22 protein-coding genes are annotated in these 15,603 nt (G+C 59.2%); 8 read left to right on the top strand and 14 right to left on the bottom strand.

Annotated elements, in window-relative coordinates; translation table 11 throughout:
* Positions 1 to 46 precede the first annotated feature (46 nt).
* Positions 47 to 244: a hypothetical protein gene (locus ACNKFW_RS22600; protein WP_140848564.1), complete on the bottom strand. Its 198-nt coding sequence runs from the start codon at positions 242 to 244 to the stop codon at positions 47 to 49.
* A 628-nt stretch (positions 245 to 872) separates the two neighbouring features.
* On the opposite strand from ACNKFW_RS22600, the gene ACNKFW_RS22595 reads away from it, so the two are divergent.
* Together ACNKFW_RS22595 and ACNKFW_RS22590 are read left to right on the top strand one after the other, a co-directional pair.
* Positions 873 to 1,118: a type II toxin-antitoxin system VapB family antitoxin gene (locus ACNKFW_RS22595; protein WP_140848566.1), complete on the top strand. Its 246-nt coding sequence runs from the start codon at positions 873 to 875 to the stop codon at positions 1,116 to 1,118.
* Positions 1,118 to 1,543: a type II toxin-antitoxin system VapC family toxin gene (locus ACNKFW_RS22590; RefSeq protein ID WP_181180908.1), complete on the top strand. Its 426-nt coding sequence runs from the start codon at positions 1,118 to 1,120 to the stop codon at positions 1,541 to 1,543. Before ACNKFW_RS22595 ends, ACNKFW_RS22590 begins: the two co-directional genes overlap by 1 nt.
* Before the next feature lie 215 nt (positions 1,544 to 1,758).
* Here ACNKFW_RS22590 and ACNKFW_RS22585 read toward each other — a convergent pair whose 3' ends face one another.
* Genes ACNKFW_RS22585 through ACNKFW_RS22575 form a run of 3 tightly spaced genes read right to left on the bottom strand, consistent with a single transcriptional unit; the run spans position 1,759 to position 3,946 of the window.
* Positions 1,759 to 2,223: a type II toxin-antitoxin system VapC family toxin gene (locus ACNKFW_RS22585; RefSeq protein ID WP_418025890.1), complete on the bottom strand. Its 465-nt coding sequence runs from the start codon at positions 2,221 to 2,223 to the stop codon at positions 1,759 to 1,761.
* The gene (locus tag ACNKFW_RS22580) at positions 2,223 to 2,966 is read right to left on the bottom strand and encodes a hypothetical protein (RefSeq protein ID WP_418025888.1); all 744 of its coding nucleotides are present in this window, start codon (positions 2,964 to 2,966) and stop codon (positions 2,223 to 2,225) included. Before ACNKFW_RS22580 ends, ACNKFW_RS22585 begins: the two co-directional genes overlap by 1 nt.
* Before the next feature lie 29 nt (positions 2,967 to 2,995).
* The gene (locus ACNKFW_RS22575; RefSeq protein ID WP_418025887.1) at positions 2,996 to 3,946 is read right to left on the bottom strand and encodes an IS1595 family transposase; all 951 of its coding nucleotides are present in this window, start codon (positions 3,944 to 3,946) and stop codon (positions 2,996 to 2,998) included.
* 244 nt (positions 3,947 to 4,190) lie between these two features.
* On the opposite strand from ACNKFW_RS22575, the gene ACNKFW_RS22570 reads away from it, so the two are divergent.
* A complete protein-coding gene (locus ACNKFW_RS22570) occupies positions 4,191 to 4,364 on the top strand; it encodes a hypothetical protein (RefSeq protein WP_166436162.1) in 174 nt (57 codons plus the stop codon).
* 1 nt (position 4,365) lies between these two features.
* Here ACNKFW_RS22570 and ACNKFW_RS22565 read toward each other — a convergent pair whose 3' ends face one another.
* The 8 genes from ACNKFW_RS22565 to ACNKFW_RS22530 form a co-directional block, all read right to left on the bottom strand.
* Positions 4,366 to 4,560, bottom strand: coding sequence for a hypothetical protein (locus tag ACNKFW_RS22565; protein ID WP_010400642.1), 195 nt, complete (start codon positions 4,558 to 4,560; stop codon positions 4,366 to 4,368).
* 462 nt (positions 4,561 to 5,022) lie between these two features.
* Positions 5,023 to 5,325 (bottom strand): type II toxin-antitoxin system RelE family toxin, encoded by a 303-nt coding sequence (locus ACNKFW_RS22560; protein ID WP_116171358.1) that lies wholly within the window; start codon positions 5,323 to 5,325, stop codon positions 5,023 to 5,025.
* Entirely contained in the window at positions 5,315 to 5,560 is a 246-nt protein-coding gene (locus tag ACNKFW_RS22555) for a type II toxin-antitoxin system Phd/YefM family antitoxin (RefSeq protein ID WP_104491151.1), read from the bottom strand. The genes ACNKFW_RS22560 and ACNKFW_RS22555 overlap by 11 nt, the downstream gene beginning before the upstream one ends.
* A 21-nt stretch (positions 5,561 to 5,581) precedes the next feature.
* Entirely contained in the window at positions 5,582 to 5,878 is a 297-nt protein-coding gene (locus ACNKFW_RS22550) for a hypothetical protein (RefSeq protein WP_418025884.1), read from the bottom strand.
* Positions 5,879 to 6,101: 223 nt separating this feature from the next.
* Positions 6,102 to 6,431 (bottom strand): hypothetical protein, encoded by a 330-nt coding sequence (locus ACNKFW_RS22545; protein WP_116171360.1) that lies wholly within the window; start codon positions 6,429 to 6,431, stop codon positions 6,102 to 6,104.
* A 2-nt stretch (positions 6,432 to 6,433) separates the two neighbouring features.
* On the bottom strand, positions 6,434 to 6,667 hold the full coding sequence (locus tag ACNKFW_RS22540) for a hypothetical protein (RefSeq protein WP_116171361.1): 234 nt from the start codon (positions 6,665 to 6,667) through the stop codon (positions 6,434 to 6,436).
* A complete protein-coding gene (locus ACNKFW_RS22535) occupies positions 6,660 to 7,106 on the bottom strand; it encodes a hypothetical protein (protein WP_116171362.1) in 447 nt (148 codons plus the stop codon). Before ACNKFW_RS22535 ends, ACNKFW_RS22540 begins: the two co-directional genes overlap by 8 nt.
* 47 nt (positions 7,107 to 7,153) lie before the next feature.
* Positions 7,154 to 7,483 carry a hypothetical protein gene (locus tag ACNKFW_RS22530; protein ID WP_123130470.1) on the bottom strand — a complete coding sequence of 110 codons (330 nt, stop codon included), beginning with the start codon at positions 7,481 to 7,483 and terminating at the stop codon, positions 7,154 to 7,156.
* 328 nt (positions 7,484 to 7,811) lie between these two features.
* On the opposite strand from ACNKFW_RS22530, the gene ACNKFW_RS22525 reads away from it, so the two are divergent.
* The gene (locus ACNKFW_RS22525) at positions 7,812 to 8,795 is read left to right on the top strand and encodes a hypothetical protein (RefSeq protein ID WP_148044834.1); all 984 of its coding nucleotides are present in this window, start codon (positions 7,812 to 7,814) and stop codon (positions 8,793 to 8,795) included.
* Between the two features lie 326 nt (positions 8,796 to 9,121).
* On the opposite strand, the gene ACNKFW_RS22520 is transcribed toward ACNKFW_RS22525, so the two are convergent.
* Both ACNKFW_RS22520 and ACNKFW_RS22515 read right to left on the bottom strand, forming a co-directional pair.
* Positions 9,122 to 10,513: a HAMP domain-containing sensor histidine kinase gene (locus ACNKFW_RS22520; RefSeq protein ID WP_123130468.1), complete on the bottom strand. Its 1,392-nt coding sequence runs from the start codon at positions 10,511 to 10,513 to the stop codon at positions 9,122 to 9,124.
* A gap of 10 nt (positions 10,514 to 10,523) precedes the next feature.
* The gene (locus ACNKFW_RS22515; RefSeq protein WP_119746555.1) at positions 10,524 to 11,195 is read right to left on the bottom strand and encodes a response regulator transcription factor; all 672 of its coding nucleotides are present in this window, start codon (positions 11,193 to 11,195) and stop codon (positions 10,524 to 10,526) included.
* 249 nt (positions 11,196 to 11,444) lie between these two features.
* On the opposite strand from ACNKFW_RS22515, the gene ACNKFW_RS22510 reads away from it, so the two are divergent.
* The 4 genes from ACNKFW_RS22510 (at position 11,445) to ACNKFW_RS22495 (ending at position 15,261) form a co-directional block, all read left to right on the top strand.
* Positions 11,445 to 12,890 carry an ArnT family glycosyltransferase gene (locus ACNKFW_RS22510; RefSeq protein ID WP_123130476.1) on the top strand — a complete coding sequence of 482 codons (1,446 nt, stop codon included), beginning with the start codon at positions 11,445 to 11,447 and terminating at the stop codon, positions 12,888 to 12,890.
* Entirely contained in the window at positions 12,887 to 13,903 is a 1,017-nt protein-coding gene (locus tag ACNKFW_RS22505; RefSeq protein ID WP_418025976.1) for a glycosyltransferase family 2 protein, read from the top strand. Before ACNKFW_RS22510 ends, ACNKFW_RS22505 begins: the two co-directional genes overlap by 4 nt.
* Positions 13,897 to 14,283, top strand: coding sequence for a GtrA family protein (locus ACNKFW_RS22500; RefSeq protein ID WP_119746558.1), 387 nt, complete (start codon positions 13,897 to 13,899; stop codon positions 14,281 to 14,283). Before ACNKFW_RS22505 ends, ACNKFW_RS22500 begins: the two co-directional genes overlap by 7 nt.
* Positions 14,284 to 14,577: 294 nt before the next feature.
* Positions 14,578 to 15,261 (top strand): UPF0149 family protein, encoded by a 684-nt coding sequence (locus tag ACNKFW_RS22495; protein WP_073061664.1) that lies wholly within the window; start codon positions 14,578 to 14,580, stop codon positions 15,259 to 15,261.
* Positions 15,262 to 15,603: the final 342 nt, after the last annotated feature.

The following is a 15,603-nucleotide window of genomic DNA, read 5'->3' as shown; positions in this document are numbered from 1 at the left end:
GATACCAACGAACATCATCGTCGCTCCTGCGCCATATCCTCGCGCCTTAGTTGGAAGTAGCGTTAATCGCCGCGACAGCTTCCTCAATGCTCTCTTTGACGATGAAGGCTGCATAGTTCGCACCATTGGAAGTTTCCCGGCCCGTGGTCACAATTTTTGTCGCCCCATTCTGATCAGGTTGGACCGCGATGATATGTTGCCGCGCGATGTAAATAGGGTAATTACCTTGTGTGAACTTGATCATGTCGAACCTTTTTGAAATGTGTTTACTTGACGCTCACTCTTCAGTGGCGCCTTAGTTGGAACCTCGCAGGCCAGTCAACCGCTGCGATGTCCCGCAGGACGGGCATGAAGGCATAGGCGGCGACGCTGGCGATGCCGAGACGGAAGATCAGACCCATATCATCCTCCTTACAAAGGTATATACCTCAATCGACCAGAATGCCAACGAACGAGGGCAGATCCTAAGCCCTGTCAGGCGACCGATGGGCTCTCCTTGATTTCAGGAAGTGCTTTTTCAGACTCCCAATTGCGATTGAGACCATGGCACAGCCGAACAGGTAGACCCAACCGAGCAGGAAATAGCAGAATGATCTCATTACTCCTGTTCGAAACCAATGAGCAACGGGATCAAGACTGGAGAAGGCAAGCCAATGAGCGTAAAGGAACTCCGCTTGCATAGGCAAATACATCCACATGAGCAGAACGGTTGCCAGCAGCAGCGTGAGATTCGCAAAAGTGCTATAGATTGAAATAGTTGACTTCATTACCATGTGCATTCCAATTGACAATGATGTTCCTAATCGGCGGAAGCGGCTTGCGCTAGTGTATCCCTTTCTATACATACGGTGTATACTATAGGGGATACACTGATGGCAATACACATCAAAGGGGATGAGATCGACGCTCTGCTCGTTAGATATTGCGCCATGACGGGGCAGACGAACAAGAGCGAAGCGGTCCGGCAGGCCCTGATGGCACAGATCAATGCCCTGTCGGCGCGCGAGAGCCTTTCCACCCGCGTGGGGAAGGTGCAGGCTAAGGCCGCGGCGGCTGGTTTCGTCAGCACGGGCGAAGACCTGAAGCCGTTCTTTGACGAGCAATGGGGCGAGAACTGATGTTCCTGGACGCAAGCGCGGTGGTCGCGGTGCTGCTGAACGAACCGGAAGCGCCTGGGCTGCTGAAGGCGATGGAGGCCGCGCGTGGCACGCTGCGGTTCTCGCCTGTCGTGCGGATGGAAGCGACGCTCGCCCTGGTCAGGGCCAAGGTGCAGGCCCGCGGCAAGGGCCCGGCGGCAGCCGAGGACTTTGCCGCGGCGGCCGAGCTGGTGGACGGGTTTTTCGAGGCGGCCGAAGCGCAAGAGATGCACATCACCACGGGGATGGGGAAGGAAGCGATCCGGGCGCTGTCGGTTTACGGCAAGGTCGTCGGACACGCGGCGCAGCTTAATTTCGGGGACGCGCTCTCCTACGCCTGCGCGAAAGCTTACCATGTGCCCTTGCTCTACAAGGGCGGCGATTTTTCTGAAACGGATTTGGCTTGAAGTTCCACCATGGAAAAATAAGGCGATTGTATATTTGACAAACCCATGTCGCACAGGCCATCATCAACCTGCGTGACAGGCCGGATCAGTCGGACGATTTCTTGTCGTCCGGCTTTTGCTTCACGATCCGTTTGAGCCGTTCCTCAAACCGTTCATCGTCGTCGTCCGTCTCTAGCTGTCGGGCGGCTTCCTTGAACTTGTCGAGTTGGGATTTCTCATTTGGCAAGGTGCAACCTCCCCTGACTGGCTGGCTGAGGTTCACGAATTAGAAGCAGTGGCGCCCCGACAGACCCGCTTTTCCCAATCAGCTTTCCGTCGAACGTTTCCAAAGCGTCTGCCTTAAGGTTGATCGCAGTGGCGACGTGGATCGCATCCTTTGGCCTGATGTCATTGTCCCATACAAGCACCTGCGCAGACTCGGATATTTTTCGTGTGACGTTGTAAACACGAATATACGAGCGGCGGAAAAACTTCTGAACCAATGCGGCCTTGTCGGCCGCAATTCTAGGGCCGTCTCTTAACCACAATACCTCTGCCAGTGTGAGCGCAGACGTTACGATTAGCACATCACCACGCTCGGCGCGTTCAATCACACCGTCACACTTGTCAGCCTTTCCTGACTCCGCCTGAAAGTGTCCAAGAAAGCAGTCGCTATCCCAGTATATCTTTTCAACCGCCATTAGATTGCCATGATTCCACGAACGTCTGCAGCTGTAGGAAGTTCATCATCCTCCGGTAGCACTTCAATATGATGGGCATCTATGCTTATTGGGGAGCCGTCACCGCGATAGTGAACTATTCCTTCAATCTCGACTCGGCGCCGAAAACTAGCGAACACATGCTCGATCAGCTTTTCAGGAACAGAACATTTGATCGCGCGTGGATAAAGAAAATCCTTAACCCGTATTTGCAAGGAACCTGCTGCGTCCTGAATCGCCTCAAGTCGGCCCTCCAGACTTCCAAAGTCCCGGTAGTCGGCATTCGTATCTTCACGAATTGCCTGTGCTAAAGAAGCCCCGATGGGAATCTGCTTGCGCTCGACCCAAATGCTTACGCCTTTACTATTACCATTTTTGCTGGCGAGTTCAGATAGGTTCTTAAGGTGGACTATCCCCTTCTCCGTCAGGCCGGCGGAAGAAATATCGCCGCGCGCGATAGCCCGGGGTGCATATTCCGCCTTCCGATAGATCATCGCGAGGCGAGATGTTGGTGCGTCAGCCTGGGGCTGCACGCCAACCAATGCGCTCCCCTCCCTCACACGGACAGTCCAATGAATATCGGATCCATCGCCAGCCTGAGATTCGGTGATCTCGTTAACGAACCCGACGAAATTCCGGACAGCAGCAATGAACTCTTCGGGGGATAGATCATCCCCCAAGTCAATTGTCAGATCAGTAGGTATCTGGTCAGCTGTTGCCATCATATGTGCTTTCTGCGCCTGTGGCGCGGATTCTACGCTTCCAACGAGTCCCGGTAAAGCACTCGCTTCCCCAAGATTCCGTTAAGAGCGATCTGCGCCCGTTCGGCATCGTTGATGCCATTGCCTGCGCGGTTGTTGTAGCGAAACTCGAACTCCGCCGCGTAGCGGTGCAGGTGCTTCTTGCCACAGTGCTGATAGACGCCCTTCATGCCACGCTTGAAGATGCTGAAATAGCCCTCAATCGTGTTGGTGTGGACCACACCACGACCATACTCGCCCTTGCTGTGGGTGGTGAAATCGTGCTCGGCAAAATCCTTGTCGATGCCGGTGTATTGCTTCGCTTCGTCGGTGTAGACCGTGGCTTCCTTGGCGATGTTCTCGCGCAGGATCGGCAGAAGCGTTGCCTTGGTCACATCATCCACGACGATGGACTTGGCGCGGCCAGTGGTGCGATCCACAAGGGACAGCATGGCGTTCTTGTGGGCATAGCCGCGCGCGCCTTTGGCTTTCTTCTGCTTGGTGCCGATGAAGGTTTCATCAACTTCGACCACGCCGCCACCGTTACCGAAATTCACTGCACCATCGCTGCGCATGGCTTCGCGGATGCGGTGAGACATGAACCATGCGCTCTTGTGGGTGATTTCCAGAACGCGGTGGAGTTGATGGCTGCTGATGCCCTTCTTGCTGGACACCATCAGGTGAATAGCTTGCAGCCACTTGTGCAGCGGAATGTGGCTTTCCTCAAAGATCGTGCCAATGCGCACGGTGAACTGCTTGCGGCACTCTGCGCATTTCTTGAGGCCGTAACGCTCAACGCCTTCCGGGTTCTTCTTGGACGGCTTGGAGCGAACGCCGACCAGCGCATAGACCTTGCCGCAGTTTCCGCAGTGCGGGCAGACCGGACCATCTGGCCAGATGATGCTTTCGACATGCGCAAAGGCTGCGGCTTCGTCGTGCATGTAAGGCTTGGACAGAACGGACATGGCGGCTTCCTCAACTCTATGACCTCAATATAGGGTCACGAGTTGGGTTTGTCAAATATACAATCGCCAAAAATAAGGATGATACGGCAGAGGACCAAGTTGAGGTCACGTTCGGCGTGAAGGTCACGTTCGCCCGAGCCAAGCTTCCTGAGGTATCTGATATGAGCGAGCAGGACCGCGACGAGGTGCGGGCGCTTCTCATTGCCAGCGCAGGTATAAGGATGCTGCCGTCAGGAGAGGAATCATGAAGTTCTACGTTGCGACGTTCTGGACGGGCCATGCCTGGGCCGATCTGCACGATGATCCGCGGCCGTTCCGCGCCGCCTCGTCCGCGGCCGATTCCGCATTGCTGGCGGGGAAGATAATGACCAGGCTACGCCCGGCTGAAGTAAAAGCGGCCCCCGAAGGGGCCGCATAGGTCAGAGACCGAAAAGCTTGATGATGAAGGCCGTCAGGCCGGCAATGGCGCCCACGAGGCCGGTCGCGACGGCCAGCGGATACCAGCGGGCTTCGGCATTGATCTTCGAGGTTTCCGCGATCAGCTTGGCGATCTCGGCCCGCATCTTGTCGTCGGCAAGGGACTGTTCAGCGGTGGTCATGTCGGCGTCGCTCATTGGATGCTCCTTGTGAAATGTAAGCGATGAGACCGAAGATTGCGAGGCTCTAGCCGCCCCGCACGGTCGCAGGCATGCGGACACGCTGAGTCAGGGACGGCCCGGCACGGGCCGCTTGCAAGGCCGCGCTCGCGCGGCCGCCGTCCTTGACCAGGGTGGTAGAATGACAAGATCCGTGTGGTGGTGGATAGGTCCGGCCCCGGCCTGCGCCTGGCGCTGGCCGGGTTAACAGCCGGACGCGACCGATGGCGCGACGGTTCTGCCGCGCAGCGGGCCCGGCGCGGCCTTAGCGCCGCGCCGTCCCCGGCGTTCTGGCTTGCCAGGGCGACGGCGCCGGCGAACACTAGGAACAGGGCAAAGAAAAAAGCCGCCCCGAGGGGGCGGCCACGCTGCGCCTGGTCTGATGGTCCTGCGCGGATCCTCCCGAAACTATCTGCCGCTTCTCAAGGTCCTGAATGGACGTCAGCTTTTGGGTCGATCATCGCGCCGTGCGCTTGCTGCTTTATACACCTCGCTTCGTTCTCGACGACCAACTGCGACCACAGTGACGGTAATTTCTGCATTCTCCACGCGATAGACGAGTCGGTAGCCGGCGCTGCGGAGCTTGATCTTGTAATGATCTTCCAGACCATGCAGCGCATCAGCAGGAACACGGGGCTGCTCCAGACGTTCGGCCAGCTTCTTCCGAAACTGCTCCCGAAGCGTGGCACCGAGCTTTTTCCACTCCTTCAGTGCGGATGGCAGGAACTTAAGCTCAAAGGTCATCGAGGCCCACGCTGATCGGCGTTTCATCCGCCCGGGCCTTAATAACATCGACAAGCGCCAGGTCGTCCAGCCGCTCCATCATCGCCTCGTAAACATCGGCCGGGACCATATAAGCCATGACGCGATTGTGGTTCAGCACGGCGACGGCCTCGCCTTGCGCCTGATCCATGATGGCGGTCGGGCTTTTCTTCAGATCAGAGACACTGACCGCAATCTGGGCTTCAACACGTTGCATGTTCGATCTCCACAAGGTCATTCATTGAGCGATGAGCAGGCTGACCGAGGCAGCGATCATGGACAGCAAGACCACCCCTGTTTGCCATATCGGCAATTCGGCGAGCACATCGTCCGGCAGCCAACTACCCGGAGCGAAGCGCACCAGCATTTCCAGTGCGATCTGGGCGAGGACGCCCACGATCAGCGCCGCATTCGCCGCGCACCCCAGGATCGAGTCAAACCTCCAGCCGTCAGTATACGTCAGGCGAAGGATGGCGAATGCTCCAAGAGCAAACAGCGCGAGCTTCGCTAGTGCACCTTTTTCAGAATCCGTCATATCACCCTCTATTCATGCTAAAATATGATACCATATTTAGAACCAAATGCAACACGGCAATGCCCTGCTTCTGGCCGCGCAGCGGGCCCGGCGCGGCCTTAGCGCCGCGTCGGCGCCGGCGTTCTGGCCTGCCAGGGCGACGGCGCCGGCGAACACCAGGAACAGGGCAAAAAAAAGAGCCGCCCCCGAGGGAGCGGCCAGTCATCCTCACCACAAGGATATTTCAGGGGGTGTTTCGGCGCTCGATGCGATCGAGCCGGGCAAGCTGATTATTCACGTCCATCAAGGCGCGGGTCGTCCAGTCCTCGGCGCGAAAACCCCTCCCCGGCCTGCCGAAACGGTTGGGGTGTCCATCAAGGATGAGCTGGCGCAGGGACAGCAGGACGGCCTTGTCCAGCTCGACCGCGACCAGCTGGCCGGGAAACCGCAGCACATGTCGATTGCAGGCGCCGTAGTGCTGCCGACTGCATCGCAACGTGCGTTCGAGCTTCCACGCATGTTCAATCCAATCGGGCAGGGTCCAATCGAGGCGTCTCCAGGGCTGCATGGGCATGTTCAATCTCTGGCTCGCCCTCGGGGATCGACCTGCCAGCCGGTCGCCATGCGGATGATCGAGGCATCCGGGCCGTGCTGGTCGATGAAAACCCGGTCGGCCTCGATGCCGCGCGCGCGGTGCAGATCGGCTGCGCGATGGCCGCTCGGCCGGCGGCACCAGGAGCCTGCGGCCGCGCCACAGGCCGGGCAGGCAACAGCGAGGACCGGGTGTCGGAAGGCGGTGAAGTCAGCCATGGTCAATGTCCTTGTGCTGGTCTGCGATCTGCCGGTGCCCGTGCTTGTTGCGCGGCACCTGGTCGAAGGGGATTGTGTCCAGCGTGAAGCGCCCGACCGAATAGCCGTGCAGGAAATCCAGCAGATATGTGGGGTCGGCGGGGTAGGGCGCGCGGTTCCATGCGGCCAGCAGGACCGCGCGCTCATTGTCGGTCAGGGCGGCAAGCCTGCGCCGGGCCTCGCGCCAGCGGGCCGCGCGCCAGGACCGGGTTCGGGCCTGCGATTCCGCCCATTGCTCGGCGCGGGCCTGCATGACCTCATCCTCGCCGGGCTGCGCTGCCGCGATCTGTTCGGCGAAAAGGGGCAGGGCCTCGCGTTCGAGGCGCTGCTTGCGGCGCAGCGCAGCGCGCTTGCGGCTGGTATCGGTGAATGGGTGGCGGGGATACCTGATAAAGCGCATGTCTGTCTCCCTCGATGGGCGGGGCGCAATCGCGCCCCGCGCCTCGGTCACTCCATACCTTCAGGCAGCCAAGCGTCGATCCGCGCGGCCTGCGCCTCGGTGACGCCATGGGCCTTGCGGGTGGCATCGTCACCGAACAGGGCTTCCAGCTTCGCGGCCTTCTCGGCCTTTTTCAGCTTGGCGAAGGTAGTTGCGGTCGGATGATCTTCCGGCAGGTCCAGCAGGTCGCGCCAAAGTTCGTTCAGGTAAGGCCCGCCGACGCGGCCGAAGAAATTGGCGGCGGTCGGGGTCCAGACTTCGCGGATTTGCGGGGCTGTGGCCTTGTCGATCAGGGCGGAGAGCCGCCTGACGTCAGTGCAGCGTGGCAGACGCAGCAACCTTGTCAGAGCGGCCGTTCGGACGGACTGCAGCGAGATCTCAGTCGGGACCGCCGCCAGGGGCGGTGAGCGGCCTGACGGCGGTGCGGCAACGCACCTGCGGCAGGCATTGGAAAGCGGTCCTCCCCGTTCCGAAGCTCTCTGAGCGAGAGACGTAGATCGGCAGCCCGATCAACTCGAGCAGCGCTTTGATTTCGTGTTTGATTATTGTGCGTGGGCGGGTGATAGCAGTGGGTCTATGACGGTTGATATTTCCTCGGCGCGGTGAACGGCAATGCATATTAAGACAAGCGGGACTGCCATCATTCGACATAAGGACACCGGTCAGGTGTTCGAAATCGAAGCCGATGAAATTTCAGACCTTTGGGATAGTGTCGGAGCCGATGAGGAGCCGATGGGCACCCGCACTACCTGGGAGGCATCCATCGAACTCCCCGATTTGGGCACCTTGACTTGGCAACTGTGGGAATACCCCGAGGGCGCTTTCAATGGCACCGATACAGACGTCGATGGCCATGAACTGGTGTCGGACTTCCAGATCACCTTGGAGCACGATCCGGAAGACAGCGATGCTAGAGAAGCCGACGAAGCTGCAATCGAGGAAATGATCGCATGGTTCCACCAGAACTATGAGGATCCGGCGAACCGGGTGCCCTACGAGTCAGCGGAAGGCGGCTATCAGTGGATATATGGAGGGCCGGAGACGCCAGAAGAGGCACTCGGCGATAACTTTGGCTCTGTGTATCGCGACGGCCTAATCGAGCAGGCAGCCACAAAAATCACAGACGAGTCCGGGATATATGACTGGAGTCCTATTCCGGGTGCCGACTGGGCTGAAGACGATCTCGATATCGCCCCGACTCCCAATGTGCCGGAACCTGAAGCACGGGCCGCCGTCCTCCTGCGAATTGAAGTCTTAGAACAGCTAATCCGGCCGTTGGTCGAAGAACACGGGCCGCCTGATATGCTGCCGGGAATTGGCCATAACCAGCCTCCGCCCGAGTTTGCCATCGAGGAGGCGGTAAGTCGTGGGGAGTGGCGAGAGGTCCAGGCGGCCATCGAAGAGCTACGTGCCGAAGCCACCAAACCCGAGCCGGAGCTTGAGGTCGTCGAGCGTGGACAGAACGTTTTCGTTCGGGTGCTGCGGGCCGTCTGCGGGTGGGCCCGTGATCGTATCAACGCCGGAATTGACGCTGGAGGCGCGGTCCTGATTGGATATGGCCTTGCCGATCCCCAAACTGTCATTGGCGCCCTGACCAGCGTCGCGCAATCTGTGGCAACGTGGATCAGCTCCATGCCTTGGCCCTTTTAGGAGGAATACATGACCCATGCGAAGCGGTAGCGCTTACGCATAACCCGGCCCTTTACTGCCATTCGATATAGTCTCGGCGCCACTATGTGGCGTCACCAAACCAGCCATACATGTTCGTCGCAGCAATTCTTGGCCGGTGGAAGTCATTGATCTGTGACCTTGATACCGCTCGTCGCGGGTGCGGAATCAGCACAGCGGTTGCGAGGGCTGAAGAAGGTCGGGGGAGGTGCGGAGGTCGGCGGTGCAACGCATCAAGTGCGGCATTGTTCGGATGCATCCTGCCATTCGCAGCCGTAGCATAACAGCGAACCCAAAAACGATAGAAATCAGCGGGGTTCGCAATCTTCGCGAGCAATAGGCGGAAACGAGACCAGAACGCGCAGGCCCGGATGATTATCGTTCAGTGTCAACACCGCGCCATGCAATTCGGCAATCGCCCTGACCATGCTGAGTCCCAAGCCATTGCCCGGGGTCGTGCGACTCTTCTCGAGGCGATAGAAACGGCGGAAAACCTTGTCGCGTTCTGCTGTGGGGATGCCCGGACCATTGTCGGAAACCTGAAGCAGGGCGCTGTCATCCACCCTCGACAGCGTTACCTCGATCCGCGTACCTGATGAACAGTGACGCAGGGCGTTTTCAACGAGATTTGCGATCATCTGGGTCAGGAGTTGCTGATCGCCCTGAACCATCGCGTCCTGATCTTCGATGTCAAACCTCAGCGTTTGACCGTTTTCTTCGGCGACGGGGCCGTAGGCGTCTTCGATCCGGGCGAGGATCGGGGCAAGCGGGGCTGCGGTAAACCGACCTGACCGCTGACCGGATTCGATCTGCCCGATCCGCAGCAGGGCGTGGAATGTCTCGATCAGATCGTCGGCGATCTCCACGGCTTGTTCCGCATCTTCCCTGATCTCGGAAGTCAGGTCGGGCGCATTCAGAAGCACATCCAGCCGTTGTCGCAGGCGTTGCATGGGCGTGCGAAGGTCATGGGCGATATCGGCCGAAATCTGTTTCTGGCTTTCGACCATCTGCTGAAGCTGTGCGATGGTGCGGTTGATTTCATCTGCCATACGGGCAAGGTCATCGCCATCGCTGCCAGTGACGGGGACGCGTCGATCCAATTGCCCCAATGCCACTGATTTCAGCGTCGTGGAGATCCGGGTCAGCCGCCGTTCGGTTCTGCGGCCGACAATGACCCCGGCCAGTAAACCGGTAAGCAGCAAGAGGATAAAACCTGCAAGGAATCCGCGACCTAAAACCTCGCGCAGCTCTTCAAGAAAATAGGTGCTTGTGCCCAATGTCAGCCGGTTCGGGCCGAGCTGTGCCGAATGAAGCAGGTAGCCTGTCACATCGTCATAACGGGGCTTTTCGGCTTGGATTGCATTGACCGGGACGTAGCCGCTGCTGCCCTGCCAGTCGATGGCATCGACATTTCCGGTCAGAACGTTGCCATCCGCGTCCTGAAGCAGATAGATCCGATAATCCTCGAAATTGAACCCGGCAAATCCGCCAAGCTTTGCCTGAACCGCGTCCAGACCTTCGCTTTCGTAAAGATTGGCAAAACCGGCTGAATCGTCCGCAAGTTGGTCTAGTACCCATTCGCTGATTTCGCGATCCGCGAAGTGGTAGGTCAGACCAAAGACGAGGGCAGTGATGATGGCGTAAAGTGCGGCAAAACGCAGAGACAACCGCGCCGAGGTCGAGCGCAGGAAGCGAGACATGCCGCCGGCCCTAGCCATGCAGGCTATACCCGGCACCGCGGACGGTATGGATCAACTCGATCTCGAAGGGCCTGTCCACTTTGTTACGCAATCGACTGATATGGGTCTCGACGACGTTGGTCTTGGGATCGAAATGGAAATCCCAGACCGATTCCAGCAGCATCGTGCGGGTCAGTACCCGGCCGGCATTGCGCATCAGATATTCCAGCAGGCGGAACTCGCGTGGTTGCAGGTCCAGAGAAATGCCCGCCCGCGTGACCGTACGGCGGATCAGGTTCATTTCCAGGTCGGCCACCTGTAAGACGGTTTCCTCGGCTTTCAGTGGCGGCCTGCGAGTCAGCGCCGCCAGCCGCGCTGATAGTTCCTGAAACGAGAATGGCTTGACGAGATAGTCGTCCGATCCCGCCTCAAGCCCCTCGACCCGGTCGTCGATCCCGTCCATCGCCGAAAGGATCAGGATCGGCGTCTCGACTCCTGCGCCGCGCACGGATTTGATCAGGGTCAGCCCATCCAGACCTGGCAACATGCGGTCAAAGATCATCACGTCATAACTGTTGTCCAGCGCCGACAGGAAACCTTCGCGGCCATTGTCGCAATGATCGACCAGATGCCCCTGCGCCCGGAGGCTGGAGGCGATGTAGTCGGCCGTTTCGGCATGGTCCTCGACCACAAGGACGCGCATGGCTGCTGCTTTCCATATCTTGTCTGCCCGCAGGGATAGCCCGCTGTGCGTTTGGGTCAAGACGTCGGGACATTACGGATTGGTATAGTTCCGGCAACACCCCTGACAGATCGTTCTTGATAGATGGCGGCTGACACGAACCGTCAGCCTATCGAGCAGGACAAAATGACAATAATAGATGAGGCCCATGTGCCTCTCCACGCGGCAGTGGCCCGAACCCGCCCAAATGTGCGACCGACGCTGCGTGATATGCAGTTGGATGGCCCGACCCGCCGGTTTCTGGTGGCAGTTCTGACGGGATTCGGGCTCCTGCGGCTCTGGGCAATGTTTGCCGTACCTTTCACCGACACGACCGAGGCCCGTTACGGCGAAATCGCCCGCAAGATGGTTGAAACCGGGAACTGGCTGACACCGCAATTCGACTATGGCGTGCCGTTCTGGGGCAAGCCGCCGCTGCATACCTGGCTGTCGGCAGGGGGGATGCAGTTGTTCGGCGTGAACGAAGTGGCCGCTCGGTTGCCGATCCTGCTGACCGCGCTGGCGGTTCTGTTTCTCGTCTGGCTGTGGGTGCGTGATACCGTCGGGCGCAATACGGCGTTGGTTGCCATGGCGGTGCTGGCGACGATGGCGATGTTCTTTGGCGCTTCGGGTTTCGTGATGACCGACATGCCGATGGTTCTTTGCACGACGCTCGTCATGGTCGGGTTCTGGCAGGCGGTCGGAGGTGGCAACAGTCGTTGGGGTTATGGCGTCTTTCTAGGGCTGGCAATTGGTATGCTGGCCAAGGGGCCGGTGGCGGTTGTGCTGAGCGGCATTCCCTTGATGCTGTGGCTGGCCCTGACATGGAACTGGCACCTGCTGCGCCTGCTGCCATGGGCGCGCGGCATGGTATTACTGACAGCGCTGGCCGCGCCTTGGTATGTCGCCGCCGAAATCGCCACACCCGGATTCCTGCGCTACTTCCTCATCGGAGAGCATGTTCAGCGTTTCCTAACCCCCGGCTGGCAGGGCGATCTGTACGGGTCTGGCCATCGGGAAGCCAAGGGCATGATCTGGCTGTTCTGGCTGATGGCAGCCCTGCCATGGAGCTTGGTTGCCACCTTGCTACTGACCCGCCTGGACAAGACGGTCACAATGTTCCGGCAGGATCGCTCGGGCTGGCTGGTTTATCTGTTGCTCTGGGCATTGTCGCCTTTGCTGCTGTTCACGCCCGCATCCAATATTCTCGCCGCCTATGTCCTGCCCGGCCTTCCAGCTGCCGCTGTCTTGCTGGTGGTGCTGTTCACGCAGGTGTTCGAGGCCCAACCGAGCCGTGCAACTCGAACAGGATTTGCCATCGCGACATCGGTAATCTTCGCGTTTTTCCTGGCGCTGATCTCGGGCGCGGTTTTCGCGCCGCAGAAGATCCGATTGAAATCCGACAAGCGGCTCGTTGCGGCCGCCAGCACAGCGATGCCCGATGCGCCGCTCTATACCCTCGGCGGGCGCAGCTACTCGGCCGAATTCTATTCGCGGGGCAAAGCGCGCGCCATTGATCCCGCAGATTTCGCGCGACTGGCCGGCAGCGGTGCATCGGCGGCTTTTTCGGTGCCTCCGACCATGGCGTTGGAGGCGGCGACATTGGGTCTTGAAAACTTGGGAGAATATGGGCGGCACGTCCTGTTCGTCACCCGACCGACGAACGAGGTGAAATGATGGGCCGCATGCAGGATATCAGTCGCGAAACGGCAAACATGAGGCCGCGCGCACTCGATTCAGGGCCATTGGCGCCCGATCTATCCTTTGTCATTCCGGCATATAACGAGGCAGAAACAATCGCGGAAACGCTGACACGGGTGTCGCGCAAGGCGCGCAGGCTGGTGCTGCATTCCGAGATCGTTGTCGTCGATGACGGCAGCAGCGACGAAACGCTGGAACTGGTCACATCCGGCCAATGGGACCTGCCGGTTCGCCTGCTGCGTCTGTCGCGCAATTTCGGCAAGGAACAGGCGATCATGGCTGGGCTGCGTCATGCGACGGGCAAAGCCGTGGTAATTCTCGACGCCGACCTGCAAGAGCCTTTGCGCTATGTCGATACGATGCTGGAGCGCTACCGAGAAGGCTATGAGATCGTCTACGCCGTCCGCGCCCATCGTGATGACGAAAGCTGGTTGAAGCGCCGCTGCACCGCCGCTTTTTACCGCTTCCTGAATATCGGCAGCGAGGTGTCAATGCCTGCCGGAGCGCGGGATTTCCGGCTGATGGATCGAAAGGTGGTCGATGCGCTTTGCGCCCTGCCCGAAAGCAATCGCTTCATGAAGGGGCTTTATGCCTGGGTCGGTTTCCGCTCGCTTGCCATCCCGGTCGAGTTGCAGCCACGCGGCGGGGGTAGCACCAAGTTCCGCTTCCGCGAACTGCTGAGACTGGGCATGACCGGGCTGACCGCTTTCACCGACTGGCCGTTGCGCATGTGGACCGGCATCGGAATGATCCTTGCCATGCTGTCGATCTTCTACGGGCTGTTTCTAGCCGGCCGCACGCTGCTGCTCGGCCATGCTGTGCCCGGCTGGTCCACGCTGGCAGTGGCGATCTTCTTTTTCAGTGGCATCCAGTTGATGTCCATCGGTGTGTTGGGCGAATATCTGGCGCGGGTCTTCAGCGAGGTGAAAGGTCGCCCCGGCTATCTGATCGCCGAGGATGTCACGATTGCCGCGTCATCCGAATGCTAGGCGCGGTCGCGCGGTTCGCCCTGACCGGGGGCCTGGCGACCCTTGTCCATCTGGGCGTCGCGATCGGCCTTGTCTGGTTTGGCATGCTTCCGCTGATCAGCAACACTGTTGCTTTCCTGATTGCCTTCATGGTCAGTTTCTCTGGTCACCATCTGTTCACCTTCGCCGGACATGGTTCGTCCGCGACCCAGACTTTCGGACGATTCGCTATGGTGGCGGCAATCGGATTTCTAGCAAATGAAATTGTCCTGTTCCTATTGCAGGGCATCGGGTTGTTTCGTCTCGAAGCTGCCGTTCTGATCTCGACCGCCTTTGCGGCTGCCTGTACGTTCATCCTGTCGCGCACTTGGGCGTTTGCAGGGAGCGGTCACGCACGATAGGCCACGCCGCGCCTGCCAGGGGCATTGGTGATGGCAGAATCAACGGCGTCGCGAGATCACGCGGCGACTGATACAAGTCGAGCGTCGCCTTGAATATCTTCAACATTCAGCGGTGTAAGTCCGGCCCTTTGCAGACGTTGGCGCGACGATCTGATGCTACGTCGCGGCTTCACCACTGCGGACATTCGGGGTGCCTGCAGCAATCTTCCTGTCCGAGCTTGAAGCAGGCTTCGCGCGGATTGCGGGTTGGCGTCGCGCAGAGTAAAAAATTCCGAGCAACACCGGGAGGTATTTATGGACCAGTCCGATCAGGAACTCGAGCGTCTCAGCGCGCTGTTGCATGCGCTGCCCATCGAGAACATGCCCATGACGCTCAGTGAACTTGATGGCTATGTAGTCGGTGTTCTTGCCTGCCCGGATATGATCCCGCCCTCGGAATGGATGTCCCATGTCTGGGGAGAGACAGGTGAGGCAAATTTTCCCGATCAGAAAACCGCCGAAGCCACGGTCGGTGCGGTCATGGCTCACTACAACTCGGTTGCGGAGGCGATGACCCGCTCACCTTGGATCGAACCCATCTACGAGGTTGACCCCAACAGTGATGAGGTGATGTGGGAGCCTTGGATCGATGGCTTCACTCGCGCTATGGGGCTAAGACCGGATGCTTGGGATCGACTGCTCGCTCAGGCCGACGAAGAGACGCGGACGACGATGATCTTCTTGATGGCGCTTCAGGAAATATACACTGGCCACAGCAAGTTCACGGATGAGGAGATCGACGAAATCGACCTTGAAGCACCCAATCTGATCCCGAACTGCGTTGCGACGATACTCTATCAGTCTCGTCCCGAGCTTTCCCGCATGGAGCCCGCAAATCGTTCCGAGATGCCGTTCAACGCCGGTCCCCGGCCCGGGCGGAACGACCCATGCTCCTGTGGGTCGGGCCGCAAATACAAGCAATGTTGCGGTCGGAACTGACCGATCGCCCAAGTCTCTCACGGCCCATAGCGGACATTGAGCAAGGTGACCTGATGCTGCGGTGCGGCACGTCGAAGCTGCCATTCGTTGCGAGTGCACATTTCACACAAGCGAGGCAGTCGATCCGCGGTTCGCGGGGAAGCAGGAGTCGATAGTCGCGCGGTTGGAGCCCGGGCGAGCGTCGGGTGATGAGCATTGGTTCCTCCGTTGATCAAGAGGAAGGAGCATCTGGACGCCGCCCTGGCCGCGCGTCACCGGAGCATAATTCCGCCATGTCATCCAATTTTCGCGTTGACCGCCCCGAAAATCACCGCTAAATCTCGGGGCAGCCCCTCTGCTGAA

Origin of the sequence: Paracoccus sp. TD-10 (assembly GCF_048270675.1) — a bacterium.
Classification (GTDB): domain Bacteria; phylum Pseudomonadota; class Alphaproteobacteria; order Rhodobacterales; family Rhodobacteraceae; genus Paracoccus; species Paracoccus pantotrophus.
The sequence above is the reverse complement of the archived record's forward strand: the minus strand, read 5'-3'. Positions and strand labels throughout refer to the sequence as shown.

Excerpts from the sequence above, each read along its gene's own strand:
- ACNKFW_RS22600 (WP_140848564.1), bottom strand. The coding sequence starts at position 244 with ATGATCAAGTTCACACAAGGTAATTACCCTATTTACATCGCGCGGCAA.
- ACNKFW_RS22595 (WP_140848566.1), top strand. The coding sequence starts at position 873 with ATGGCAATACACATCAAAGGGGATGAGATCGACGCTCTGCTCGTTAGA.
- ACNKFW_RS22590 (WP_181180908.1), top strand. The coding sequence starts at position 1,118 with ATGTTCCTGGACGCAAGCGCGGTGGTCGCGGTGCTGCTGAACGAACCG.
- ACNKFW_RS22585 (WP_418025890.1), bottom strand. The coding sequence starts at position 2,223 with ATGGCGGTTGAAAAGATATACTGGGATAGCGACTGCTTTCTTGGACAC.
- ACNKFW_RS22580 (WP_418025888.1), bottom strand. The coding sequence starts at position 2,966 with ATGATGGCAACAGCTGACCAGATACCTACTGATCTGACAATTGACTTG.
- ACNKFW_RS22575 (WP_418025887.1), bottom strand. The coding sequence starts at position 3,946 with ATGTCCGTTCTGTCCAAGCCTTACATGCACGACGAAGCCGCAGCCTTT.
- ACNKFW_RS22570 (WP_166436162.1), top strand. The coding sequence starts at position 4,191 with ATGAAGTTCTACGTTGCGACGTTCTGGACGGGCCATGCCTGGGCCGAT.
- ACNKFW_RS22565 (WP_010400642.1), bottom strand. The coding sequence starts at position 4,560 with ATGAGCGACGCCGACATGACCACCGCTGAACAGTCCCTTGCCGACGAC.
- ACNKFW_RS22560 (WP_116171358.1), bottom strand. The coding sequence starts at position 5,325 with ATGACCTTTGAGCTTAAGTTCCTGCCATCCGCACTGAAGGAGTGGAAA.
- ACNKFW_RS22555 (WP_104491151.1), bottom strand. The coding sequence starts at position 5,560 with ATGCAACGTGTTGAAGCCCAGATTGCGGTCAGTGTCTCTGATCTGAAG.
- ACNKFW_RS22550 (WP_418025884.1), bottom strand. The coding sequence starts at position 5,878 with ATGACGGATTCTGAAAAAGGTGCACTAGCGAAGCTCGCGCTGTTTGCT.
- ACNKFW_RS22545 (WP_116171360.1), bottom strand. The coding sequence starts at position 6,431 with ATGCCCATGCAGCCCTGGAGACGCCTCGATTGGACCCTGCCCGATTGG.
- ACNKFW_RS22540 (WP_116171361.1), bottom strand. The coding sequence starts at position 6,667 with ATGGCTGACTTCACCGCCTTCCGACACCCGGTCCTCGCTGTTGCCTGC.
- ACNKFW_RS22535 (WP_116171362.1), bottom strand. The coding sequence starts at position 7,106 with ATGCGCTTTATCAGGTATCCCCGCCACCCATTCACCGATACCAGCCGC.
- ACNKFW_RS22520 (WP_123130468.1), bottom strand. The coding sequence starts at position 10,513 with ATGTCTCGCTTCCTGCGCTCGACCTCGGCGCGGTTGTCTCTGCGTTTT.
- ACNKFW_RS22515 (WP_119746555.1), bottom strand. The coding sequence starts at position 11,195 with ATGCGCGTCCTTGTGGTCGAGGACCATGCCGAAACGGCCGACTACATC.
- ACNKFW_RS22510 (WP_123130476.1), top strand. The coding sequence starts at position 11,445 with ATGCAGTTGGATGGCCCGACCCGCCGGTTTCTGGTGGCAGTTCTGACG.
- ACNKFW_RS22505 (WP_418025976.1), top strand. The coding sequence starts at position 12,887 with ATGATGGGCCGCATGCAGGATATCAGTCGCGAAACGGCAAACATGAGG.
- ACNKFW_RS22500 (WP_119746558.1), top strand. The coding sequence starts at position 13,897 with ATGCTAGGCGCGGTCGCGCGGTTCGCCCTGACCGGGGGCCTGGCGACC.
- ACNKFW_RS22495 (WP_073061664.1), top strand. The coding sequence starts at position 14,578 with ATGGACCAGTCCGATCAGGAACTCGAGCGTCTCAGCGCGCTGTTGCAT.